The 21,916-nt window shown below is 62.0% G+C and carries 23 protein-coding genes; 13 read left to right on the top strand and 10 right to left on the bottom strand.

Annotated elements, in window-relative coordinates; all coding sequences use genetic code 11:
- Window position 1 precedes the first annotated feature (1 nt).
- The 8 genes from NKI61_RS03755 to NKI61_RS03720 all read right to left on the bottom strand — a co-directional run bounded on the left by NKI61_RS03755 (window position 2) and on the right by NKI61_RS03720 (window position 6,631).
- Window positions 2-808: a lanthanide ABC transporter permease protein PedC gene (locus NKI61_RS03755; protein ID WP_023691435.1), complete on the bottom strand. Its 807-nt coding sequence runs from the start codon at window positions 806-808 to the stop codon at window positions 2-4.
- Window positions 805-1,530, bottom strand: coding sequence for a lanthanide ABC transporter ATP-binding protein PedB/LutE (locus NKI61_RS03750; RefSeq protein ID WP_023700002.1), 726 nt, complete (start codon window positions 1,528-1,530; stop codon window positions 805-807). Before NKI61_RS03750 ends, NKI61_RS03755 begins: the two co-directional genes overlap by 4 nt.
- Window positions 1,527-2,489: a PQQ-dependent catabolism-associated beta-propeller protein gene (locus NKI61_RS03745; protein WP_023729523.1), complete on the bottom strand. Its 963-nt coding sequence runs from the start codon at window positions 2,487-2,489 to the stop codon at window positions 1,527-1,529. Before NKI61_RS03745 ends, NKI61_RS03750 begins: the two co-directional genes overlap by 4 nt.
- Window positions 2,477-3,652: a lanthanide ABC transporter ABC transporter substrate-binding protein PedA1 gene (locus tag NKI61_RS03740; protein WP_023714660.1), complete on the bottom strand. Its 1,176-nt coding sequence runs from the start codon at window positions 3,650-3,652 to the stop codon at window positions 2,477-2,479. The genes NKI61_RS03745 and NKI61_RS03740 overlap by 13 nt, the downstream gene beginning before the upstream one ends.
- Window positions 3,649-4,320 (bottom strand): ABC transporter ATP-binding protein, encoded by a 672-nt coding sequence (locus tag NKI61_RS03735; protein WP_352512460.1) that lies wholly within the window; start codon window positions 4,318-4,320, stop codon window positions 3,649-3,651. Before NKI61_RS03735 ends, NKI61_RS03740 begins: the two co-directional genes overlap by 4 nt.
- Window positions 4,320-5,204: an ABC transporter permease gene (locus NKI61_RS03730; protein ID WP_352673098.1), complete on the bottom strand. Its 885-nt coding sequence runs from the start codon at window positions 5,202-5,204 to the stop codon at window positions 4,320-4,322. The genes NKI61_RS03735 and NKI61_RS03730 overlap by 1 nt, the downstream gene beginning before the upstream one ends.
- Window positions 5,098-6,132, bottom strand: a complete 1,035-nt coding sequence (locus NKI61_RS03725; protein ID WP_031204096.1) for an ABC transporter substrate-binding protein — start codon at window positions 6,130-6,132, stop codon at window positions 5,098-5,100. Before NKI61_RS03725 ends, NKI61_RS03730 begins: the two co-directional genes overlap by 107 nt.
- A gap of 157 nt (window positions 6,133-6,289) precedes the next feature.
- Window positions 6,290-6,631, bottom strand: coding sequence for a DUF768 domain-containing protein (locus NKI61_RS03720; protein ID WP_023667997.1), 342 nt, complete (start codon window positions 6,629-6,631; stop codon window positions 6,290-6,292).
- 188 nt (window positions 6,632-6,819) lie between these two features.
- On the opposite strand from NKI61_RS03720, the gene NKI61_RS03715 reads away from it, so the two are divergent.
- From NKI61_RS03715 to NKI61_RS03700, 4 genes are all read left to right on the top strand, one after another.
- Window positions 6,820-7,776: an NAD(P)/FAD-dependent oxidoreductase gene (locus NKI61_RS03715; protein WP_352512456.1), complete on the top strand. Its 957-nt coding sequence runs from the start codon at window positions 6,820-6,822 to the stop codon at window positions 7,774-7,776.
- Window positions 7,777-7,941: 165 nt separating this feature from the next.
- The gene (locus NKI61_RS03710; protein WP_352673101.1) at window positions 7,942-9,228 is read left to right on the top strand and encodes an SDR family oxidoreductase; all 1,287 of its coding nucleotides are present in this window, start codon (window positions 7,942-7,944) and stop codon (window positions 9,226-9,228) included.
- Window positions 9,228-9,710 carry a DUF2269 family protein gene (locus NKI61_RS03705; protein WP_352838859.1) on the top strand — a complete coding sequence of 161 codons (483 nt, stop codon included), beginning with the start codon at window positions 9,228-9,230 and terminating at the stop codon, window positions 9,708-9,710. The genes NKI61_RS03710 and NKI61_RS03705 overlap by 1 nt, the downstream gene beginning before the upstream one ends.
- Window positions 9,711-9,820: 110 nt before the next feature.
- Window positions 9,821-10,147 (top strand): low affinity iron permease family protein, encoded by a 327-nt coding sequence (locus NKI61_RS03700; RefSeq protein WP_023681103.1) that lies wholly within the window; start codon window positions 9,821-9,823, stop codon window positions 10,145-10,147.
- Between the two features lie 215 nt (window positions 10,148-10,362).
- On the opposite strand, the gene NKI61_RS03695 is transcribed toward NKI61_RS03700, so the two are convergent.
- Window positions 10,363-10,638: a hypothetical protein gene (locus NKI61_RS03695; protein ID WP_023667991.1), complete on the bottom strand. Its 276-nt coding sequence runs from the start codon at window positions 10,636-10,638 to the stop codon at window positions 10,363-10,365.
- A 217-nt stretch (window positions 10,639-10,855) separates the two neighbouring features.
- Between NKI61_RS03695 and NKI61_RS03690 the strand changes: the two genes are divergently transcribed.
- From NKI61_RS03690 to NKI61_RS03650, 9 genes are all read left to right on the top strand, one after another.
- A complete protein-coding gene (locus tag NKI61_RS03690; protein ID WP_023681102.1) occupies window positions 10,856-11,962 on the top strand; it encodes an NAD-dependent epimerase/dehydratase family protein in 1,107 nt (368 codons plus the stop codon).
- Window positions 11,959-13,032: a GDP-mannose 4,6-dehydratase gene (locus tag NKI61_RS03685; protein ID WP_352838858.1), complete on the top strand. Its 1,074-nt coding sequence runs from the start codon at window positions 11,959-11,961 to the stop codon at window positions 13,030-13,032. The genes NKI61_RS03690 and NKI61_RS03685 overlap by 4 nt, the downstream gene beginning before the upstream one ends.
- Window positions 13,029-14,321: a TIGR04295 family B12-binding domain-containing radical SAM protein gene (locus tag NKI61_RS03680; RefSeq protein WP_023725527.1), complete on the top strand. Its 1,293-nt coding sequence runs from the start codon at window positions 13,029-13,031 to the stop codon at window positions 14,319-14,321. Before NKI61_RS03685 ends, NKI61_RS03680 begins: the two co-directional genes overlap by 4 nt.
- Window positions 14,306-15,406 carry a glycosyltransferase family 4 protein gene (locus NKI61_RS03675; RefSeq protein ID WP_023681099.1) on the top strand — a complete coding sequence of 367 codons (1,101 nt, stop codon included), beginning with the start codon at window positions 14,306-14,308 and terminating at the stop codon, window positions 15,404-15,406. Before NKI61_RS03680 ends, NKI61_RS03675 begins: the two co-directional genes overlap by 16 nt.
- 2 nt (window positions 15,407-15,408) lie before the next feature.
- A complete protein-coding gene (locus NKI61_RS03670) occupies window positions 15,409-16,539 on the top strand; it encodes a CgeB family protein (protein WP_352838857.1) in 1,131 nt (376 codons plus the stop codon).
- Complete coding sequence (locus NKI61_RS03665; RefSeq protein WP_352838856.1) at window positions 16,536-17,630, top strand: CgeB family protein; 1,095 nt, start codon at window positions 16,536-16,538, stop codon at window positions 17,628-17,630. Before NKI61_RS03670 ends, NKI61_RS03665 begins: the two co-directional genes overlap by 4 nt.
- Complete coding sequence (locus NKI61_RS03660) at window positions 17,627-18,730, top strand: CgeB family protein (RefSeq protein WP_023725529.1); 1,104 nt, start codon at window positions 17,627-17,629, stop codon at window positions 18,728-18,730. Before NKI61_RS03665 ends, NKI61_RS03660 begins: the two co-directional genes overlap by 4 nt.
- Before the next feature lie 23 nt (window positions 18,731-18,753).
- Window positions 18,754-19,794, top strand: coding sequence for a UDP-glucuronic acid decarboxylase family protein (locus NKI61_RS03655; protein WP_023681096.1), 1,041 nt, complete (start codon window positions 18,754-18,756; stop codon window positions 19,792-19,794).
- A gap of 94 nt (window positions 19,795-19,888) precedes the next feature.
- On the top strand, window positions 19,889-20,074 hold the full coding sequence (locus tag NKI61_RS03650; protein WP_023667982.1) for a hypothetical protein: 186 nt from the start codon (window positions 19,889-19,891) through the stop codon (window positions 20,072-20,074).
- Between the two features lie 8 nt (window positions 20,075-20,082).
- Here NKI61_RS03650 and NKI61_RS03645 read toward each other — a convergent pair whose 3' ends face one another.
- Complete coding sequence (locus NKI61_RS03645) at window positions 20,083-21,897, bottom strand: hypothetical protein (RefSeq protein WP_352521484.1); 1,815 nt, start codon at window positions 21,895-21,897, stop codon at window positions 20,083-20,085.
- Window positions 21,898-21,916: the final 19 nt, after the last annotated feature.

Here is a 21,916-nt window from a genome sequence, read left to right as displayed (position 1 = left end):
TTCATCCCTCGCCGCCGCGCCGGGACCACAAGCCGCGGCCGGGGTCATAGCCGATGACCGCCGCGAGGAAGAAGGCGATGAGGCAGCCAAGGACCACAACCGCCGCGACAGGATCGAACCGCAGATAGAGCGCGAAGCGTATCAGCTCGACCGCCGAGCTGAACGGGTTCCAGGCGGCGATTGTTGCCAGCACCGGTCCCGCCTCGGCAAGCCGCCACAGCGGATAGAGCGCCGTCGAGGCAAAGAACACCGGAAAGATGACGAAATTCATGACACCGGCAAAGTTCTCCATCTGTGTCGAAACCGAGGAGACAAGCAGTCCGAACGCGCCAAGCATGAGGCCCGCCAGCACGAGCGCCGGAAATACCGCGACGTAGCCGAAAACGGGCGGCCGCACATCCCAGAAACGCGCGATCAACAGAAACAAGTAGACCAGCGGCACGCCAACGATCACGCTGGCCAGCAGGCGCGCCGCAAGCAGGTACCAGCGCGGCAATGGTGCGGTCAGCAACAGGCGCATGCTGCCCATCTCGCGATCGTAGACCATGGCCAGCGAACTCGCCATGGCATGGAAGAGCAGCATCATGGCCGCTAGCCCAGGCACCACATACACGTCATAGAGAACATAGGTCTGGTAGGGTGGCGTGATCGACAGACCGAGAACGGAGCGGAAGCCAGCGGCAAAGATTGCCAGCCAGACCAGCGGCCGTACCATCGCCGAGAGCAGCCGGCCGCGTTGCCGCAACGTCCGCAGCATCTCCCTGCGCAGGATGCCGTTGAGCGCGCGCACTGCGTGAGACGTTTTCATTCGGACTCCGTCAGCGACGCGAAGGCCTCGCCCGTGCTCGCCACACCGAGATCGGCAGCCAGACGATCGGCGCGGCCGGCCCACCGCATTGTGCCTCGATGCAGCACCACCACATCGTCATCCGCCGTTAGTTCTTCCAGAAAATGTGTTGCCCACAGGACGGCAATGCCGCGCTCGCGGCAAAGCTCCCGCACGTGCCGCTCGAGCGCGCGGCGGCCCGGCACGTCGAGCCCGGTGGTCGGCTCATCCAGCAGCAAAAGGCGTGGGCTATGCATCAGAGCGCGTGCTATCTCGACACGGCGACGCTGCCCCCCGGAAAGCGCTCGGGCAGGATCGTCGATCCTGTCCAGCACGTCCAGCCGGCCGAGTTCGTGGATGGAGCGCTCCTTGCTCAAGGCCTGGCTAAGCCCATGCAAGGCCGCGTGGTAACGCAGGTTCTCGCCAGCCGTCAGATCGAGATCGAGGGTTGGCAACTGGAAGACGACGCCCATCTGCGCCAACGCGGCGGACGGGTTGACATCCATCGCCTGGTCGAAGACATGCACCGAGCCGGAGCGGGCGTGATAAAGACCGGTGATCAGCGAGAACAACGTCGTCTTGCCGGCGCCGTTGCGGCCTAGCAAGATGCACATCCTGCCTTGGGCCACAGAGAAAGAGACGCCGTCGAGAACCCGCCGGTTTCCGAAACTATGGCCCAGATTCTCGACCGACAAGGCGTTCATGGCCCGATCACGACGCCCCACGGCCCCCGCCCTACCGGCAGCGATTTCACCACCTCCTGGTTTTCCAGATCGATAAACGAAATATCGCCGGAATTCCCGTTTGCGCTGACCAGGCGCTTCTCGTCGCCGGAGAGCGCAACGTGCCAGGGTCGTTGACCAACAAGGTAGAGCCGACGGACCGCCAGCGTTTTCACATCGACTTCCGCAATCCTGTTGGCGGGGCCGAGCGCCACATAGACGGTCGTGCCATCGCGGGACGTCGCCATGCCGACCGCCTGCACACCCTCGCGTCGTATACCCGGCACCTCGAACTCGACTTTGCCAGTCTGCGCGCGCGTTGCCGTGTCGAAGACGGTGACGGTGCCCCGGATCTCCGAGGACACCCAGAATTGCTTACCGTCCGGCGAGAATAAAGCCGCGCGCGGCCGGGTATCGACCAGCAGATTGTCGACGAGTTCAAGCGTGCCTGCGTCGATCAGATGCACCATGCTGGTGGTCTCCGAAGTGCAGGCGACATAGCGGCCGTCGGCGCTGGCCGCCATTCCTTCCGGTTCGACGCCGACATCCACGGTGCCGATGACCTTGGCCGCGGCGATGTCCACCACCGACACCAGATTGTCATTCTCGTTGGCGACGAACAGCCGCTTGCCATCGGGATGGACTGCGAAGAATTCCGGATCGGCTCCCGAAGGCAATTCCCCGACGACCCGCCGCTTCGCGACGTCGACCACGTCGATGCGGTTGTCGTCGCCTTCCGCGACGAACAGCATCTTGTTGTCGATCGACAGTGCCAGCCCGCGCGGACGGCGGCCGACATCGATCGTCGCCAGCAAAGTCATTGTCACGCCGTCGACGACCGCGACGGTATTATCCTGCTCATTGGAAACGTAGATGGTCTCGGCGGCGGCGGGAGCAGCAAGAGCGAACGCCGCCAACAACAGCGTCATCAGAACTTGCATGTGCTCTCCTCCAGGTCGATGCCCAGCGTGTCGAGCGGCGTGCGCTGATGCAGGAAGCCCGGTTGCGGTGAGCTGGAAATCAAGAGGCGAGGCCCGGCGATCAAAATGGGCTGGCGCATCTGTCCGTCCCAGGGACGGAAACTAAGCCCCTGCCCCTTGAAGCCAGCGAGAAGAAACGCGTCGCCGCGTATATATCTGCCGATTGCCGCGGGATCGAGACTGTGCAGGCGCGTCGCCGCTTCGCCGATACTGCGCACAGCGAGCCAGGCCGCGTAGTCGCTGGGCAACATCCAGCGCCCTGCCTGCCTGTGGAAACGGTCCTGCAGTTGCGTGGCGCCCCATTCCTCGCTGACAGCGCTCCAGCCTGTGGCGACAAGCCCTTGCGTGCCGGCGACGATTCTCGGCAGCGCAGTGCGGCCCTCCAGATAGGCGCCGAATTCATCCGCCTCGTCGGCGACCACGAGCACATCATAGTCGCTGACCTGCGTGACCGCCGGTATTTCGGTCTGCAGCGTGACATGCCCTGTATCGGCACGTCCGTTGGCGGGCCTGAATGTCCACGGCTGGTCGATCGTGATCTCGGCTCCGAAGCGAGCCGCCGCCCGTCGAAAGGCCGCAGCCATCGCCTGATCCTGCGAATGCGGCCCCACAAGCAGGAACCAACGCTGCCAGCGCTTCCAGGCGAGATATTGCGCCAGCCCGTCGGCGAGCATGGCGCGGCTCGGGATCGTGTGCAGGACGTTCCCACGGCAGTCCTGCTGGCGAAGCACGTCGTCCGGCGCCCGGCTGTTGAGCAACGTCATCTGCTCGGCACCGGGCGCGGCACTGGCCTGTAGAAGCTGACTGGCGTCGAGATCGGCGACGACAAAGGCGATGCCGGCATCGGCGAATTGTCTTACCGCGTCGTCCGGCGTTTCGGTTGGTTTCAATATCCTTTCCTCCAGCCGAAATTTCTGCCCAAGAAACCGGCCGGTGCTTTCGTCGTCGGCAATGCCGAGCCGTGCGCCTTGCAGGCCGTCGTCGGTCACGGTTTCATCAAGGGGTCCAAGGGGCAGAGCCGGTTTGCGCTCCTGGCCGATATACCCGATCACCATCGTCTGTTGCTCGGTGGCGCCAGGGCCGGTGATCAGCAAAAGAAAGAGAAGGCCCAGCAACAGTCTCATTGTGTCGCCCCCAGCCCAAAGCGCGACGATCCCGCTTCATCGCCACGAGAGATTGCGACATCGCGCACGATGCGGGCCGGCGATCCCTCCAGAACAATAACCCGATCACCCAGCGACGAGGCATATGCGAGATCATGCGTAACCAGCAGCGTGGTAGTCCGCCGACTGGCGAAACAATCCTGCAGCAGGCGGCGCATGTCTTGCGCGGTCGCCTCGTCGAGTGAAGCGAATGGCTCGTCGAGGAGCAGGAGCGCAGGCTCCACGGCGAGCGCCCGGGCAAGCGCTACGCGCCGCGCCATGCCGCCCGAGAGTCGCTGCGGATAGCTCTTCTCATTGCCTTTCAGGTCGACAGCGGCAAGCCACCGGGCCGCATCGGGCGCGCGATCCGGGATGGCCATCTCTACATTGCGCAAGGCGGTGAGCCAGGGCAGCAGCCTCGGTGTCTGGAACAGCATGCCTATCGGAAGCGGTCGTCCGCTCACGCTGCCGCGAAATTCGCGGTCGACGCCCGAAACGATCGACAGCAGCGTCGACTTGCCGACACCGGAAGGGCCGGTCAGGACGCAGACCTGTCCGTCGGCTATATCAAGCGACAGCGCGCGAAAGATCGTCCGGCGCTGTCCGTCGTCACCGGGGAAAGTCTTGTCCTCGATCCTGATCCTCAGCATCAGCGTCGCCAGGCGAACAGACGACGTTCCAACGGCACAAGCAGTCCATACTCTATGGCAAGCATCACAACGCCGAAGCTGATCGCATAGGCAAGGATGTGGGTGACGTCGAAGTTCTGAAAATAGACCTGTAGCTGGAACCCGACGCCGTTGGAGCGGCCGAGCAGTTCGGCGAGCAACACGATCTTCCACGTCAATGCCAGCCCGCTGCGCAGGGTGACGAGAAAGAACGGCGCCAATTGCGGCAGCACGACATGCTGCAGCTTTGCAGCACGCCCGAAGCGATAGAGCTCAGCCATTTCGGCAAAGTCCTTGTCCAGCCGGCTGGCGCCTTCACGAATAGTCACCACGACATTGGGGATCTTGTTGAGCGCGACCGCAAGGACAAGCGCAGTCTCGGCAAGACCAAGCCAGATATAAATTAGAATGACCGTGATCAGCGCCGGCATGTTGAGGAGTAACACGATCCAAGGCCTCATCCATATGTCGGCTCTGTGCGAGCGGCCTGCCGCGTAGCCAAGGGCCGCGCCGATGACTATTGCCGACCCGAGGCTTGCCACGACGCGCGCAAGCGAGATGCCCAAATGGTATGGCAGCTCGCCCCGAACCACTTCGTGCAGGAGAACCGAAACAACCTGGACCGGACCAGGAAACAGCCGATCGGCGGCGATCGATGATGCAATCTGCCAGACGAGCACCATGGTCAGCAATGCCGCAGTGGATTGACAACGCTGCATTGTGAGGGGGAACGCTGGGACATCGGTCATTGGCGCGAGCTCAAGCCGGTATGGCCCGGAAGACACCAGGATCGAGGCTCGTCGCCTTGCCGACCAGATCCTCGCCGCCCAATTCGGCCAGGATTGCAAACAACCGGGCCGCGCCATCACGTTCGTCTTTGCCGAACCGACGAGGGATTCCGGCTCGATAGGCGGCGCGTAGCGCCGCCTGTAGGTGAGGATCGTCCGTGCCCAATTGGGGCGCGAGCACCCGCCATTCGTCGTCCGAAGACTCGAGCAGCGACTTCGCTGCCGCGGTCGCGCTCGTGAATCGCGCGAGGGCTATCGGGTTGGCCCGCGCCCAGCTTTCATGGAAGACGTAGCCGAGCATCGGCAAGTCCACGGATACGCCAAGCCCCTGCAGGATTTGCGCGACACTGAGCAGAGGCCTTGCCCCCTCTGACTCGAGACGGGCGGCGAAATTCCAGAACGTCAGCAGTGCATCCAGTCGCCCCGCCAGAAATTCCTGCTCCAACAAAGGCGGCGCGCCGAACACTGGCTCCACCTCTTCAGCAAGATCGCGCTTCACCTGACGGAGGCCGAGCGCGCGCAACAGGATCCAGCTTTTGTCCAGCGGACCACCTGCGATCCCCAGCCTTTTGCCCTTGAGGTCCGCAAGAGTTCGAATGGGCGAGCCTTGCGGCAGTTCCAGCGCGCCGACGGCACGAGAATAGGGATAAAAGACCAGATCAGCGCCTTCGCTGCGCTGGCGCATGACCCACACCCAGTCCGAAACGATGACGTCGACGCTGCCGGCCAGCAATGCGGTCTTACCGGCTTCGGTACCGGCAAGCCGCTGAGCCTCGATTGATACGCCGTGCATGGTGTCCAACGCATGTCGCCGCATGACGTCAACTTCCCAGGCGGCGGTGCCAAATCCCAGCACGCCAAATCGCACGAGCGGCGATGGCTGTGGCGCGGCTTCTGCGGAAGCACCCAATAGCCAGCAACAAATACCCGCAAGAGCGGCCCGCCGCGAGATGTGACCCTGATCATGCCGGGTCAGCCATTCGCCTGGAAGGGTAGCAGTCAGCACGGGCGCACCGGGTGTGAAGGAACTTTCCTAACGCCGTGGCGGCAGGAATGTTCCTCAATGGTGCATGGAACTAACGGGAAAGCACCTAAGGTCCGTTTTTCAGCTCGTATAGCAGCCCGGGGGGCTTGTTCAGGCGAACAGAAGAAGGTGTCAGGGGCTACGGTCCGCTCTTGGCATCATCGACCTCCAACGCGTCCATTACAGGTGCCGGATCGCTCTTTTCGGAGCTCGGGCTCTGCACCCCGGACCCGGCGTTCTCGATCGCTTGCACGATAGCATCTTCGATGTTTCCGAGTTCGTCCTCCCTTACTTCACGCCCATAACCAGCCACCTCGGCATCTTGCTCGAATTGCTGAGCGAGCACCGCGACGCTGACTTCCTCTCGACCAGGAAGTGTGCCGACATTCTCCTGTAGCCAGTTTTGAAAAAACTCTCTGGTCGCGCTCATCTCAGACCACCCTTTCGCCAAACTAAGCGCGACGATGAGCCGAAGTTCCATGATGCGTTCACTTTCCCAGTGGCGCTGTACTCACAGCGTTGGGAGCCACGAGGTTTTTGCAGGCTTGATGAGGCAGTGGCCTTTCTCTTCACGACTCGATTGGAGTTCACTCTTATCGCGCAGTGTGCATCCTGATTGCGTCCATTTCGACCCTGTGGAACAAGCCTGTTGAGTTGAAGTTAGGCCCTATGCCAAGCTTTTCGGGCGAACCAAGTTTTTCGGGCAAACAAGTTTTTGACGTTGCCATCGTCGGCGGCGGCCCCGCGGGGCTCGCTGCAGCCATGTATTTAGCCAGGTTTCTGCGTTCGGTGATCTCGCTCGACGCGGGGCATGCGCGTGCCAAGCTCATCCCAAAATCCCGCAACTGTCCCGGCTTCCCCGACGGCATCAGCGGGGAAGAACTGCTCGGCCGCCTACGAGCCCAGGCACAGCTATACGGCGCGAGCCTTGTCCATGGTTGCGTAGGCCACGCCGAAAAACGCGAGGGTTTTTTTGTCCTGACGACCACCTGCGGGATTGTCCAAGCAAGGCGCGTGATTCTGGCAACGGGCATTGTGGACAAGGCACCTCCCATTGAAAGACTGGAGGAGGCGATCGCAACCGGCATTGTCAGACTGTGCCCGGTTTGCGATGCATATGAGGCCCGGGGTAGCCGCATCGGCGTTGTTGGTCCGGAGCATCTCGCCGTCAGGGAGGCTCTGTTCCTGAAGGGATATGGCAGTCAGGTCGCCTTGCTCGCCAATAACCAGGATGATGTTTCCGAAGCTGCCCGCGGCGCCGCCTTGGCAGGCGGAGTTGAAATCTGGGACGCTGTCGATGACCTGATCCCTCGACGAACCGGGTTCGATGTCGTCATGGCCGAGGGCGCCCCGATGCGCAACATCGATGTGGTGTACCCTTCGATGGGCAGCGACGTACGCTCCGAACTCGCGGTTGCTCTGGGGGCTAACTGTGACGCAGAAGGCTATGTCCTGGTCAACCGACACCTTGAGACTTCAACGCCAGGACTCTATGCCATTGGCGACGTGGCCGAGGGGCTCAATCAAATTGCTGTTGCGTTCGGAGACGCCGCCAAGGCTGGAACTCACATTCATAACGACCTCCGCGATTGCGCCGAGCCCGCGACGAACTTCCGGCGAAGTTGACCTGCAGATGCGAACGCACCGTACCGGCTCACCTTTGGCTGCGTTGATGCCCGGAACCTGTTCCACCCGGCGTGAGACTACCGGCTTCGGCTTTGCTAGAGTTCTCCCAGGCGCAGCCGCTGGGTTGATGGACGGGCACGCGCTGGCGAACGGCTGGAGGAAGGAATGAAAATTCTCGTCACCGGCGCGTCAGGTCTGATTGGAGCCGCGCTTTGCGCGCGCCTGGCCGGCGAGAGTCATGAAGTGGTCCGCGTGCTTCACCACGCAGACACTGGCGTCCACCCGGAGATCCCAACCGTTTCCCTGGATATGGCGCGGGCCTTGCGACCTCAGGACTGGACCCCCTATCTCGCCGGTGTGGACGCCGTCGTAAACTGTGCCGGCGTCCTGCAGGATAGTGCCCGGGAAAACACCCGGCATGTCCATTCTACCGGCGCCTCGGCTCTCTTCACCGCGTGTGAGCACGCAGGTGTGAATAAGGTGATCCACTTTTCTGCCATCGGGATCGATCGCCAGCAGCCGTCCGCCTTTTCCGCCAGCAAGCTCGCCGGCGATGAGGCACTGATGGCACGTAGCCTTGACTGGGTCATCCTGCGCCCCTCCGTAGTACTGGGAAGGCCGGCCTTCGGCGCAAGTGCACTTTTTCGCGGCCTCGCGGCGTTGCCGCTCTTGCCGTTGATGCCCGACACGGGCCGTCTCCAAGTCGTCCAACTCGATGACGTGATCTCCACCGTCCTGTTCTTCCTCAAACCCGGCAGCCCATCGCACCTCACGCTGGACCTGGCTGGGCCCGAGGCACTTTCGATGAGCGAGGTCGTGGGTCGCTATCGCCGCTGGTTCGGATGGAGCAGTGCTCGGGAGTTCATCTTGCCCAATTGGGCCGCAGCTATCTTGTACAGGTTCGGGGATGCCGCGGCTCAGCTGGGCTGGCGCCCGCCGATGCGCAGCAATGCAGCAAAAGAGATTGCCCGAGGCGCTGTCGGCGATCCCCAACCCTGGATGACGGCGACCGGCATTCAACCATCAAGTCTTACATCTGCACTGCGTTTAAATCCTGCGACGGTGCAGGAGCGATGGTTCGCCGGTCTTTACTTCGTCAAGCCGGCGCTCTTTGTCATCTTGCCGCTCTTCTGGATCATGACGGGCATCATTTCCCTCACTGCCGGCTGGCGCAGCGGAGTTGATTTGCTGATTGGCACTGCTGCCGGCCCCTTGGCCGAACCGGCGGTAGTCGCCGGCGCGCTGGCTGACATCGCCGTCGGGGCGCTTATCGCCTGGCGCCCAACCAGCCGGCTTGGTCTTTTCGGCGCAATCGCGGTATCGCTTTTCTATGCGATCGCTGGGAGCATTCTGCGGCCGGATCTTTGGCTCGAGCCACTCGGGCCGTTGATCAAAATCCTCCCGATCCTCGTTCTGCATTTTGCAGCGCTGGCCATTCTGGAGGAACGCTGATGACGTACTTCGTGCTTAAATACCTGCACGTGATCGGCGCTGCTGTGCTGCTCGGAACTGGTGCCGGCATTGCTTTTTTCATGCTTTTGGCACACCGGACCGGGAATGCCGCGACGATCGCAGCCATCGCCCGAATTGTCGTGCTGGCTGATTTCCTGTTCACGGCTACGGCCGTTGTCGCACAACCTCTGACCGGACTGGGCCTCGCTAGGGTTGCGGGGTATTCGCTGTCCGAAGGATGGATCGTTCTCTCGATCCTGCTCTACATCTTAACGGGCCTGTTCTGGCTGCCTGTCGTGTGGATGCAGATCGAGATGCGAAATCTAGCCACACAGGCCGCACTCTCCAACCAACCTCCTCCCGAGCGCTACCATCAGCTGTTCAGACGCTGGTTTGTCTTCGGCTTCCCAGCTTTCGGCGCCGTGCTCGCCATTTTCTGGCTGATGATTGCGCGCCCGGCAATCGAGTGGTCATCGTTGTAGCTGCGATCGGCAAGCACTGCGCCGTGAATTCATCCGTCGCGCCTAACTGGCTCGTGCCGGCGCGATGCACTGCGGTCGGGAACCACGGTCACTGCCGCGAGTTCTTTCGCATGGCCAATCATCCCGTCACCGGCGTGCTTACTTCAATCGGCACATTAACCTCCCGCCCCGCGGCATTCCTGATCCTGTTGGTCTACGCAATCCTTTGGATGATCTTCGAGCGACAGACCCTGGACTGGCATGGAGCGGCTACCTTGTTTACGTGGGCCATGACGCTGTTCATCCAGCGTGCCGAGCACCGCGACACTCAGGCCATTCACGCCAAACTGGATGAGATCCTGCGATCAGACCACAATGCCTCGAACATCACGCGGATCGACGATGAAGAGCCCGAGGAAATCGAAAAACACCGCCACCGCAGGCAGCAGGACGACTGATGAGCGGCGTTTTGGTTTCACGGCAGGACGAGTAGCGGGTTTCCGGCTTTTGACGCCTATCCAGCCCCGCCGCCTCCTGCGCTCAGGGCCAAGGCCTTCGATCCTTGCTGCGGCTGTGGTTCAGCGACGGAAGGATCGGAGCCCCTATTGTTCCACCGCATCCAGAAAAATTTGCCCGAGAACCAGGTCAGGCAAATCGGCCGGCTCGAAGTGCGTCATTCGCCCTTCTGGTTGCGCTCGACGAACTTGTTGAAACGGCTGGTTTGTCCGTCACCAGTCTTGGACTGGTAAAGAAAGGCCAGATCGTTCTCGTCGAATATGCGGAAGAACTCATCCCATTCGACCGGCTCGAATGCTTCCTCGGGTTTGCCGAAGTCGATCCGCAGGATGCCGCCCGCGCCTTTGGTGCGAACCACTGCCGGCCGTCCATCCCGCTCCTCCGCCCATTTGCGGATTTCGTCGTGATTGGTGGTCGTTTGCGACTGGGACATTGAAATCTCCTTTGATCATCGGCGTTGCCAACATCGGGCATCGTCGGGGCTGCCGGCGTCCTAACAGCACAAGGGCGGCAATGTTCCGGCACGGCGCGGCGAGCGCGATGTGGCTGCTTCCGAACGAAGCCGGCCAAAGGAACTTTGTTGAAGCCAAGGGAACAAACCTTTTGCCGAAAAGTTCGGGTCGCCAAGATTACCTGTCTGAGGAGTGGTCGTGAAACGGATATTGGTTACAGGGGGCTGCGGCTTCATCGGCCGGCATGTCGCCCAGGAACTCATCGAGCAGGATTATTCGGTTCGCATTTTGGATGTGCTGCTGGAGCAGGTGCACGCAGGCGAAACAGTCGCCCTTCCCGCCGGGGCCGAGCTGATCAAGGGCGACATTCGGGACCGGGAGGCGGTCGCCAAGGCGCTGGAAGGCGTTGACGCGGTCATTCATCTAGCCGCGGAAGTCGGCGTCGGACAGTCGATGTACGAGATCGCGCGCTATGTCGGCACCAACGATCTCGGCACCGCGACCCTGCTTGAGGCGCTGATCAAACACCCGGTCGAGCGCATTGTCGTCGCCTCATCGATGAGTGTCTATGGCGAGGGCCTCTATGCTACATCGGACGGCCGGCGCATCGACAATGCCCGGCGCAAGGCGAGCGACATCAAAAACGGACAGTGGAATCCGCTGTCGCCGGAAGGCGAACCCCTCTCCCCCCTGCCGACGGACGAGGAAAAGCCGGTCGACCTCGCCTCTATCTATGCACTGACGAAATACGCCCAGGAACGCGCCGTGCTGATCTTCGGCGAAGCCTATGGCATCGATGCGGTCGCGCTGCGCCTGTTCAACGTCTTCGGCGCCGGCCAGGCGTTATCGAACCCCTATACCGGCGTGTTGGCCAATTTTGCTTCGCGTCTCGCCAACGGCCAACGTCCAATGATCTTCGAGGATGGCGAACAGAAACGCGATTTCGTCCATGTGGATGACGTCGCCCGCGCCTTTCGTCTTGCGCTGCAGCAACGCCAGGCAAGGGGTCACGTCATCAACATCGGCAGCGGCCGAGCCTATGCTATCAGCGACGTCGCGCGGGTACTTGCCGAGGCCATGGGAACGCCGGACCGCTCGCCAGAGTTGCTCGGCAAGGCGCGCTCCGGGGATATCCGCAACTGCTTCGCCGATATTTCCAAGGCCCGTGAGCTGCTCGGTTTCGAGCCGAGGCAACAACTGGAGAATTCGCTCGCCGATTTCGTTTCCTGGGTGCGCAACTCGTCCGCCATCGACCGCGGCGCCGACATGAAACGCGAGCTTGAAGAACGTGGGCTGGTGTCATGAATACGCGCAATCGACGCGACGCGCCCGTCGCCATTGTCGGCGGCAGCGGCTTCATAGGATCGAACCTGGCCGACAGCCTGTTGTCGGATGGCGAGCCGGTGCTGGTGATCGACAATCTCAGCCGCCCCGGCGTCGAACAGAACCTTGAATGGCTGGCGCAGAAACACGGAAGCCGCCTCATGGTCGAAACGATTGACGTGCGCGACGCCAACGCGCTTGCGCCCGTTCTGAAGAATTCCAAGGCGATCTTCCACCTGGCCGCGCAAACCGCCGTCACAACGAGCCTGGTCCAACCGGACGAGGATTTCGACATCAACCTTCGAGGAACGTTCAATGTCCTCGAGGCGGCGCGGCTGAGCAGTGAGTTTGTTCCGGTGGTCTTCGCCAGCACCAACAAGGTCTATGGCAGCCTGCCCGACGTCGCGGTGCGCGAGGACGGCGATCGTTACCTGCCTTGCGACGGCATCATCCAAGCGAATGGCATCGACGAGACCCACGGCCTGGATTTCTGCACGCCCTATGGCTGCTCCAAAGGCGCGGCGGACCAATATGTGCTCGACTATGCCAAATCCTACGGCATGCCCACGGCGGTGCTGCGGATGAGCTGCATCTACGGGCCGCGCCAGTTCGGAACCGAGGATCAAGGCTGGGTCGCGCACTTCCTGCTGAGTGCGCTGACGGGACGTCCAATCACCATTTACGGCGACGGCAGACAAGTGCGCGATATACTGCATGTCTCCGATGCGGTCGCCGCCTACAGGGCCACGCTCGATCGTATCGAGACGACCAAAGGCCAGGCATTCAATCTTGGCGGCGGCCCCGATAATGCGATCAGCCTGCGCATGCTGTTGAGCGAGATCCGTAGCTTGACCGGCCATGAGCTTTCGATCCGCCATGATGACGAACGCACCGGCGATCAGCCCTTCTTCGTCGCCGACACCCGCAAGATCAAAGCGATGCTTGGCTGGAAAGCTCGTGTTTCATGGCGCGAAGGCATTCGCGATCTCGCAGACTGGCTGCAACAACACCGGCTCCAGCCTCGCCCCGAAGTCGTGAGGTACGTCGCATGAAAATCGCCCTGGTAAACCCGTTCTGGACCTATGACGACAGCATCTATTTCGGCTGCCGCCAACCACATCTCCCGCTGGAACTCGGCTATTCGAAATCCCTCCTCGAAACAGCCGGCCATGAGGTGTTGATGCTGGATGGGCAATTGCAGAAGCTCGACAACTCGGACCTCTCCGAGCGTGTGGCTGATTTCGCGCCTGCAATGACGGTCGTCAGTACCGCCCCGACTTATCTGTTCTGGCGCTGCGCACCACCCGAGTTGCGCGTGCCGGCCGATTTCCTCAACCGTCTCGCCGGGCGCGGTGGACGCACAGTCGCGGTCGGGCCGCATGGCTCGGCTACGCCCGCGCCAACCTTGCGCAAGCTTGGCGTCGACATTGTTGTGCGCGGCGAATGCGAGGAAATCGTCGCGGAACTTGCCCGGCGCGACGACTGGAGCGCGGTCCCCTCGACCGCTTACCTGCGCGACGCCAAGGTGGTTTTGAACGGCGGCGTCCACGCCAGCTCGTTTGTCGATCATCCGCCACTCCAATGGCCATCAGACTGGATCGCAGCCCATTCGCATCACCATCACAGGTTCGATGACAAGCAGGTTGGGTTCGGCGCGGAGGTCGAAGCATCGCGCGGCTGCCCCTACAATTGCAGCTTCTGCGCCAAGATCGATTTCCGCGATGCCTATCGCCGCCGAAACCACGAGGCTGTCATAGCGGAAATCGATGGGCTGATTGCCCAGGGGGTCGGCTACATTTATTTCATCGATGAAATCTTCCTGCCGCAAAAAGCGCTGCTGGAAGCGTTGATCCATCGCGACGTGAAGTTCGGTGTGCAGACCCGCATCGACCTTTGGAAGCCCGAGCTGCTGGAACTGCTCGGTGCGGCTGGCTGTGTCTCCATCGAGGCCGGCCTCGAAAGCCTGACCGTGGAAGGTCGTGCGATGCTGGCGAAACGCTGCCGGCTGGGTACCGAGGAACTTGCCGCGCTGCTCGTCAATGCCAGGCGTCACGTTCCGTTCGTACAGGCCAATCTGATCGGCGTCGTCGAGGATGACCCTGCCCTTGTGGACTACTGGCGAACGCACCTGATCGACAACGGCGTGTGGGCCAATGAACCCGTACCGCTTTATCCATATCCGAGTTCGCCAAGCTATCGCGAGCTTTGGGGCGAACCCGACGACCTCGCCTGGGAGCGCGCCCATGATCACTATCTCGCATCATTCCAGAAGTTCAGCGACATCCAGGAAAGGCGCCCGCGTCCGCTGGCGGAACTGGAGGCGACATGTTGCGGACACTGACGCCGCGCTCGCGGCGCATCCTGATGACGGTCGACGCCGTGGGCGGCGTGTGGCGCTATGCGCTCGACCTGGCCAGGGAACTTGTCAACGGCGGCGATAGCGTGGTGCTTGCCGGCCTCGGTCCGCCACCGTCCAGGCAGCAGGCCGACGAGGCGGAGGCTTTCGCGAAGCTGATCTGGCTGAACACGCCGCCGGATTGGATGACCCGCAACGGCGGTGATCTCGACGCGCTGCCGCGGGAGTTGCATGCGCCCATGCGCGACCACGCCATCGACCTTGTCCATTTCAACGCGCCTTCGCAGGCGGCGGGATTCGACGCGCCATGCCCGGTCGTGGTGGTCTCCCATTCCTGCGTGACGACCTGGTTCCATGCGGTCAGAGGACAGGCGGCGGATGGGGCATGGGCCTGGCAGAAGGAGCGCAACAGACGCGGCATGGATCGGGCCGACGCGGTCATCGCGCCGAGCCGCAGCCATGCCGACATGCTAGAGACCTGCTACGGCCCGATCGCGCGCTTGAGTGTGGTCACAAATGGTGCCCGTCCTCTGCCGAAGGCCGAAAAGCATCAACCGCTCGTCTTCGCCGCTGCCCGCTGGTGGGACGAGGGCAAAAATGCGGCGGTGGTCGATCAGGCGGCGTCCCTGACGCGATGGCCTCTGTTTGCCGCCGGTTCGACGAACGGCCCAAACGGCGAGCATGTCAGCTTCAGCCATGCTGTTCCTCTGGGAGCAGTGCCGTCCGATGAGGTGCGTTCGTTGATGGCTCGCGCGGGTATTTTCGTATCGCCATCGCTCTACGAGCCATTCGGCCTGGCCGCGCTGGAAGCCGCCATGTCGGCTACGCCCCTGGTGCTTTCCGATATCGCCACCTATCGCGAACTATGGGACGGGGCCGCGATATTCTTTGACGCGCGCGATCCGCACGATCTCGCTGCCTGCCTCAACCGTCTCTCCAGCGATGCCGAGCTCCGGCGAGAGCTTGGCCAGGCAGCCATCCGACGCAGCCGCAGGTTTAGGCTGACAAAGCAGACAGCGGCTATGCGCGGCGTCTACGACAAAGCGGCCTTAGCGATGGCGGAGCGCTGATCATGCGCTTTGTGTTCTACACCCACTCGGTCGTTTCCGACTGGAACCATGGCAATGCCCATTTCCTGCGCGGCGTCATGCGAGAGCTGGTCCAGCGCCGGCATCAGGCGATTGCGCTGGAGCCGGCGAATGGCTGGAGCCGGTCGAATCTGCTGGCTGAGAAGGGGTCGTTCGCCATCGAACGCTTCCGCAAGGATTTTCCCGAACTGATGCCGGTGACCTACGATGCCGGATTTGATCACGAAGCCTGGATCGCCGAGGCCGACGTTGTGATCGTTCATGAGTGGACGGATCCGGAGCTTGTCGCACGTATTGGCCGTGCCCGGGCCGCCGGCGGCAACTTCATCCTTCTTTTTCATGACACCCATCACCGGGCCGTGTCTGCGACCGAGGCGCTCTCGGCGCTCCGGCTGGAGCACTATGACGGCGTTCTCGCCTTTGGCGAGACCTTGCGCGAGAGCTATCTGCGCGCCGGCTGGGGCAAGCGCGTCTTCACCTGGCATGAAGCGGCGGACGATCGCCTGTTCAAGCCGCACCCGGAGATCCACCCCACCTCCGATCTGGTCTGGATCGGCAACTGGGGCGATGATGAGCGGACCGCCGAACTCAAGGAGTTTCTGATCGAGCCGGTGCACGATCTCGGCCTTGATGCCGCTGTTCACGGCGTACGCTACCCCAAGACCGCACTTGCGGATCTGGCCACCGCAGGACTGCGCTATGAGGGGTGGATCGCCAATGCCGACGTGCCGAAGGCCTTCGCCGCGCATCGTGTCACCGTTCACGTTCCACGGCGCCCCTATCGCGAGAGGTTGCCCGGAATCCCGACGATCCGCATGTTCGAGGCACTCGCCTGCGGCATTCCGCTGATTTCAGCGCCATGGTCCGATGTCGAGCAGCTTTTCAGGCCCGGTGTCGACTTCCTGTTTGCCGAGAATGGCTCGCAAATGCGGCAACAGCTTCGGACGGTGTTGTCCGACGAGGACTTTGCGGCCTCCCTGGTGACCTCGGGTCTCGAGACCATCCGCTCGCGGCACACCTGCCGCCACCGCGTCGACGAGTTGCTCGGCGTGCTCACGCAATGCGGGAACCGACACACCGCCGTCCCGACAGCCGCAAAGGAAGCCGTCGCATGAAGATCGCATTCTATGGATCGAGCCTTTTGTCGTCCTACTGGAACGGTGCCGCGACGTACTATCGCGGTTTGCTCAAGGCACTTTCGCAATTGGGTTACGAGATCACGTTCTACGAACCCGATGTCTACGACCGGCAGAAGAACCGCGACATCGAAGCTCCCGACTGGTGCACTGTCGTCGTTTACGAGGCGACCCAGCATGCGCTGATGCAGGTCGCGGCACGTGCCGCCGGCGCCGACATCGTCGTCAAGGCGAGTGGCGTCGGTTTCGAAGACGAGGCGCTGCTTCGCGCCGTTCTCGACCACGCCCGCAGCGACGCGCTTGTCGTATTCTGGGACGTGGATGCGCCAGCCACGCTTGCCCAGTTGCGCGACGAGCCGGACCACCCGCTCCATCGTGCACTGCAGGAGATCGACCTCGTGCTGACCTATGGTGGCGGCGATCCCGTTGTCTGGGCCTATCGTGCCATGGGCGCCAAGGAGTGCGTGCCCATCTACAATGCGCTCGATCCCGAAACGCACCATCCGGTCGCCAGCAAAGCGCGTTTTGCCTGCGACCTGGCGTTCCTCGGAAACCGGCTGCCGGACCGTGAAGCGCGTGTCGAATCGTTTTTCCTCGATCCCGCCAGCCAGCTGCCGAAACAGCGTTTCCTGCTCGGAGGCTCGGGTTGGGGCGACAAGCCGCTCCCCACCAATGTAGGCTGGCTCGGCCATGTCCGCACCCGCGATCACAACGCCTTCAATGTCACCCCAAAAGCCGTGTTGAACATCAGCCGCGACAGCATGGCCGCCAACGGTTTTTCACCGGCCACGCGAGTGTTCGAGGCGGCCGGCGCGGGCGCCTGTCTCATCACGGATGCATGGCTGGGCGTGGAACTGTTCCTGAAACCAGGCGAGGAGATCCTGGTCGCGCGTGACGGCGGCGATGTCGCCGAAATAATGCGCTCGCTGACCCCCGGGCGGGCCAAGGCAATCGGCCAAGCCGCACTTCACCGCGTGCTGGCGGACCATACCTACGCGCTTCGGGCGGATGTGGCGGATGCCGTCTTCAAACGTCATTTCGAGCACGGGGCCGTGGAGGCAGCGGAATGACCAAGAAACTGGACATCGTCTTTCTCGGCCTGTCGCTGTCCTCATCCTGGGGAAACGGCCACGCCACGACTTTCCGGGGTCTTTTGAAAGGCTTGCACGGACTCGGTCACCGGGTGACTTTTCTGGAGCGCAACGTGCCCTGGTACGCCAATCACCGCGATCTGCGCGATCCGGAGTTCTGCGCCTTGCGCTACTACGAAACCACTGCGGAGCTGCAACGCGACTACGCACAGTGCCTGGAGCAGGCCGACATCATCGTCATCGGATCCTTTGTTCCAGAAGGACGCCAGGTCATCGACATCGTCGCCTCGCTTTGCAAGGGGCAGCTCTGCTTTTACGACATCGACACCCCGGTGACCCTGGCCAAGCTTTCAGCCGACGATTGCGATTATCTGAGTTCGCGGCAAATTCCGTATTTCGATGTCTATTTCTCCTTCACTGGCGGACCAACGCTCAACCATCTGGCGCAAGACTTCGGCGCGCGCCATGCCGAACCTCTCTATTGTTCGGTCGATCCAGAACGGCATCACCCGACAGGAGATCCGATCCGCTGGGATCTCGGCTATCTCGGCACCTACAGCATGGACCGGCAGACAACGCTGAACGCTCTGCTGCTCGAGCCCGCACGGCATATGCCGAACCTCCGTTTCGTCGTGGCCGGCTCCCAATATCCATCCGACATCATCTGGCCGGACAATGTCGAACGCATCGAACATTTGCCGCCAGCCGATCACGCCGCGTTCTATAGCCGTCAGCGCTACACGCTGAATGTCACACGCAGTTCCATGATCACCGCAGGATGGTCGCCCAGCGTGCGCCTGTTCGAAGCGGCGGCTTGCGGCACGCCCATCGTCAGCGACCACTGGCCAGGGCTCGACAGCTTCTTTCCCGCATCGGCGATCCACACCGCCGCGGAGACGGACGAAGTCATCGATATCCTCGTTGGCGAGTCCGAGCGCGCACGCCTGGCCATGGCCGGCCGGGCTCGCAAACTCGTCCTCGCTTCCCACACCGGTGGGGCCAGGGCTCGCGAATTCGTGGCGGCGCTGACCCAACCAAGGGCGACGGCCCTCGATCTCGACATTGGAAGTGCAGCATGAACGGCAGACAGGAGAAAACAGCGATGCGACAGACAAGAAAGGCGCACAGGGCAAAGACGGTGCTTGTTGCCGGCGGCGCGGGTTTCCTCGGTTCGCATCTTTGCGAAGTATTGCTCCGCAACGGCTGGCGCGTGATCTGCGTCGACAATTTTCTGACCGGGCGCATGGAAAACATCATCTCGATCATGGACCGGCCGGGTTTCCGGTTGATCGAGCAGGACATCTGCCGGCCACTGGATCTCGGCGAGCCCGTGGATCACATCTTCAACCTGGCCTGCGCCGCCTCACCGCCGCGTTATCAGGCCGACCCGATACACACCACGCGTACCTGCGTGATCGGAACCCTCAACCTGCTCGAACTCGCTGTCCGCAATGACGCGCGACTGCTGCAGGCCTCGACGAGCGAAGTGTATGGCGATCCGGAACAACACCCGCAAAGGGAGGACTACGTCGGTCATGTGAACTGCACCGGCCCACGCGCCTGCTACGACGAGGGCAAGCGCACCGCCGAAACGCTTTGCTTCGACTATCTAAGGGCCGGCAAGGCCGACGTCCGCGTCGCGCGCATCTTCAACACCTACGGTCCGAGAATGGATCCGGCCGACGGTCGCATCGTCTCGAATTTGATCATGCAGGCGCTCGAGAAGCGTCCGCTGACGATATTCGGCGACGGCCAGCAAACGCGATCCTTCTGCTATGTCTCCGACTTGATTGATGGATTGATGCGCCTGATGAACATCGACCCCAATCCGGGCAAGCCGGTCAATCTGGGCAATCCCGGAGAATTCACCATCGTGCGACTGGCGGCATTGGTGAAGGCGATGACCGGCACCAAGTCGGATCTGAAATTTCTGCCCCTGCCGCAAGACGATCCTCGGCGCAGGCAGCCTGATATTTCGCGTGCGAAAACGCTGCTCGGCTGGTCGCCGAGAGTGCCGCTCAACGAAGGGCTCAAGCTGACGATCGATTATTTCGCGGCGCTCGAAGGCACCGGCATCGGCGATCAGATGACAGGCCTTGCCAAAAGGAGACCCGCAGGCGGGCTGCAGAACCTTCCTGCATGACGTGGGCCGCGGCCGGACCTGCCCGGAGATCGTGCGGAACATCCATCCAACCTTGTAGTTTGGCGGGAGGGACCCGATACGGAGGATCATCCTCATGCAACCAAAGCGACCCGCGAAGGATGTCGACAAGATTGCCGAACGCGAGGCGGCTGCCTATTTGCGGCGCTCCTCGATCACCTATCTCGAGTGCTGCGTCAGCTTGATGATGACGCATCTGCAGCGCGAGGAAGTGGCCGCTATTCTTGAGCAGGAAGCAGACATGCTGCGAAGGCTGGATTGATCGAAACGTTACACCTGAGATTCGTCCAGGAATCGTATCAGCCCCGCCCTGTATCGGTCTGCCGTCCCGGCCAGCCTTGCTTTTTCCTGGCCATTTTCGGATTGCGCAGCCGTGCTCCAGAGCCCGATTTGGAACGCCAAATAGCAGGGTTCGAAAAAATCGATGTGGCCATTGTCAATATCGAGCCCCATCCCCTCGACCAATGTCGTCACATCGCTGTCGGACAGTCCATATTCGACACAGGCGCCGGCAATGTCCCACTCTATCGGCTGGCAGCCAATCAAATCGTGTGCCCGGCAATGGTCGACGGCATCTGTCTTGACCACCGTGCCATCGGCACAAACGAGAAACTCCCACGCGTGAAGCTTTCCGTCGATTTCCACCCGCTGCAGAACATGCGCAGGGGTTTTTTTCGAGAGCCAATGGCGCAACGTCGCCGCTCGGTTCTCGCCCAGGGCTTCAGATGTATTGGAAACAGCCATTTCCGCGAGTGCGAGCAATGATGCACCCGGTTCGCAGGTTCGGAGATTGAGCGCCCGCCAGGCTAGATAGCGCGTCAACTCCGCGACCAGCCTTCCTCTGGGCAGCGGCGCCTGGTCCATCGTGGTGCCGTCAATCCACCGTTCGACCAGAAAGCCGTGGCAAAGCCCGACCACTTGCGATCCGAACCCGGCTTTCCCCAACATTTCCGCGGCTCGTCTCTTACGCCGTCCGGTTTCGCCGAGGCCGGCAAATTTGACGAGCCAGCGACCACACCCCGCGGACGCCAGGAATTTACGCCGCTCGATGCCGCGCGGGCTCGGCGGCCAATGCTTTTCGTCGACGTAGTGGACGCTCCTCCATTCGCCACCAGACAGTTCGGTCAGGCGTAATTCGGGGCTGCCGACCGCCTCGGCCACCCATTCGCTAAGCGTGGGAATGTTCGAGCTTTCGGGGAAGGTGCATTCGAGCGCCGTCGCCACATGTTTCGGACAGCGCGACCATGTCTCCCTAGCCTCCCGTGACGCTTCGATGCCCGGGTTGCCAGGATGGCTGGGAAACAGGTGAATGCGGTCCATACCAATACCCAGTTCCCGCAGCCACGCGACGACGGCGTGCATCGAACTGCCGGACAGACCGGGACCTTCGTCTACAACGGCGAAGCGTGCCGATGGATTGTTCTTCCAGGAAGCGATCGAGCGCGAATCGGCATTGATGTGCCTGCGGAAAGGATGGCCGACCGGACGAACGCTGAACGGCGCCGGCGCGCCAATCGCGGCAGCCACTATGGCGGCAAGCCCCAGGCCGATGCTGCGGATGCCGATCACGCATGTGTTCGCATCGAGACCTGACTCCTGCGCCGCTCCCAAATAGCTTTCGGGATAAAGCGCGTAATGCGCGTAACCCTCGGCAGAACCGGTCAGAACCTCAGCCTCGCAATCCAACCCGTCCAGCAGTTGGAGAAGTCCCGGCTCGATGCCACCGCCCACGGCGAAACCGCTTCGCCACGACTTCGCCACCTCTGCCGCAAGACCAACCAGCAATCTGGCGCCTTGCTGTTGCCGCGGCGAAAAGATGTCGATGCCCCTGTTCTCGAAATCGACATCGGCAAGCGCGCGAACCAGTTCCGATACGCTGATGAATAGGCCGACCAACGCGGCATGGCGTCGGACGCCATGAGCCATGCGGTCCAGACTTTGAGCAACTTCGCTCGCAGCATCGCGAAGCCGTTCTGCGCTCTGCCTCCGCTTCTGGTCGCCGTAAACGATCATCGACCGGTTTTCCAATGCTTTGCCTTGCGGCAACGCAGCCAGCGCTGCTTCGATCCATGCTGTCTTGCGCAATTTTTCGGCAGGCCAAGGA

The organism is Mesorhizobium sp. M0514 (assembly GCF_040321145.1).
Taxonomy (GTDB): Bacteria; Pseudomonadota; Alphaproteobacteria; order Rhizobiales; family Rhizobiaceae; genus Mesorhizobium.
Note: the sequence above shows the minus strand (reverse complement) of the source record. Positions and strands in the feature narration are given on the sequence as shown.

Bases quoted from the DNA above. Each gene is read 5' to 3' on its own strand.
- NKI61_RS03655 (WP_023681096.1), top strand. From the start codon at position 18,754: ATGCGACAGACAAGAAAGGCGCACAGGGCAAAGACGGTGCTTGTTGCC.
- NKI61_RS03650 (WP_023667982.1), top strand. From the start codon at position 19,889: ATGCAACCAAAGCGACCCGCGAAGGATGTCGACAAGATTGCCGAACGC.
- NKI61_RS03665 (WP_352838856.1), top strand. From the start codon at position 16,536: ATGAAGATCGCATTCTATGGATCGAGCCTTTTGTCGTCCTACTGGAAC.
- NKI61_RS03705 (WP_352838859.1), top strand. From the start codon at position 9,228: ATGACGTACTTCGTGCTTAAATACCTGCACGTGATCGGCGCTGCTGTG.
- NKI61_RS03680 (WP_023725527.1), top strand. From the start codon at position 13,029: ATGAAAATCGCCCTGGTAAACCCGTTCTGGACCTATGACGACAGCATC.
- NKI61_RS03675 (WP_023681099.1), top strand. From the start codon at position 14,306: ATGTTGCGGACACTGACGCCGCGCTCGCGGCGCATCCTGATGACGGTC.
- NKI61_RS03685 (WP_352838858.1), top strand. From the start codon at position 11,959: ATGAATACGCGCAATCGACGCGACGCGCCCGTCGCCATTGTCGGCGGC.
- NKI61_RS03730 (WP_352673098.1), bottom strand. From the start codon at position 5,204: ATGGCGCGGCCCGGTTGTTTGCAATCCTGGCCGAATTGGGCGGCGAGG.
- NKI61_RS03750 (WP_023700002.1), bottom strand. From the start codon at position 1,530: ATGAACGCCTTGTCGGTCGAGAATCTGGGCCATAGTTTCGGAAACCGG.
- NKI61_RS03740 (WP_023714660.1), bottom strand. From the start codon at position 3,652: ATGAGACTGTTGCTGGGCCTTCTCTTTCTTTTGCTGATCACCGGCCCT.
- NKI61_RS03715 (WP_352512456.1), top strand. From the start codon at position 6,820: ATGCCAAGCTTTTCGGGCGAACCAAGTTTTTCGGGCAAACAAGTTTTT.
- NKI61_RS03660 (WP_023725529.1), top strand. From the start codon at position 17,627: ATGACCAAGAAACTGGACATCGTCTTTCTCGGCCTGTCGCTGTCCTCA.
- NKI61_RS03710 (WP_352673101.1), top strand. From the start codon at position 7,942: ATGAAAATTCTCGTCACCGGCGCGTCAGGTCTGATTGGAGCCGCGCTT.
- NKI61_RS03745 (WP_023729523.1), bottom strand. From the start codon at position 2,489: ATGCAAGTTCTGATGACGCTGTTGTTGGCGGCGTTCGCTCTTGCTGCT.
- NKI61_RS03755 (WP_023691435.1), bottom strand. From the start codon at position 808: ATGAAAACGTCTCACGCAGTGCGCGCGCTCAACGGCATCCTGCGCAGG.
- NKI61_RS03720 (WP_023667997.1), bottom strand. From the start codon at position 6,631: ATGGAACTTCGGCTCATCGTCGCGCTTAGTTTGGCGAAAGGGTGGTCT.
- NKI61_RS03700 (WP_023681103.1), top strand. From the start codon at position 9,821: ATGGCCAATCATCCCGTCACCGGCGTGCTTACTTCAATCGGCACATTA.
- NKI61_RS03735 (WP_352512460.1), bottom strand. From the start codon at position 4,320: ATGCTGAGGATCAGGATCGAGGACAAGACTTTCCCCGGTGACGACGGA.
- NKI61_RS03670 (WP_352838857.1), top strand. From the start codon at position 15,409: ATGCGCTTTGTGTTCTACACCCACTCGGTCGTTTCCGACTGGAACCAT.
- NKI61_RS03695 (WP_023667991.1), bottom strand. From the start codon at position 10,638: ATGTCCCAGTCGCAAACGACCACCAATCACGACGAAATCCGCAAATGG.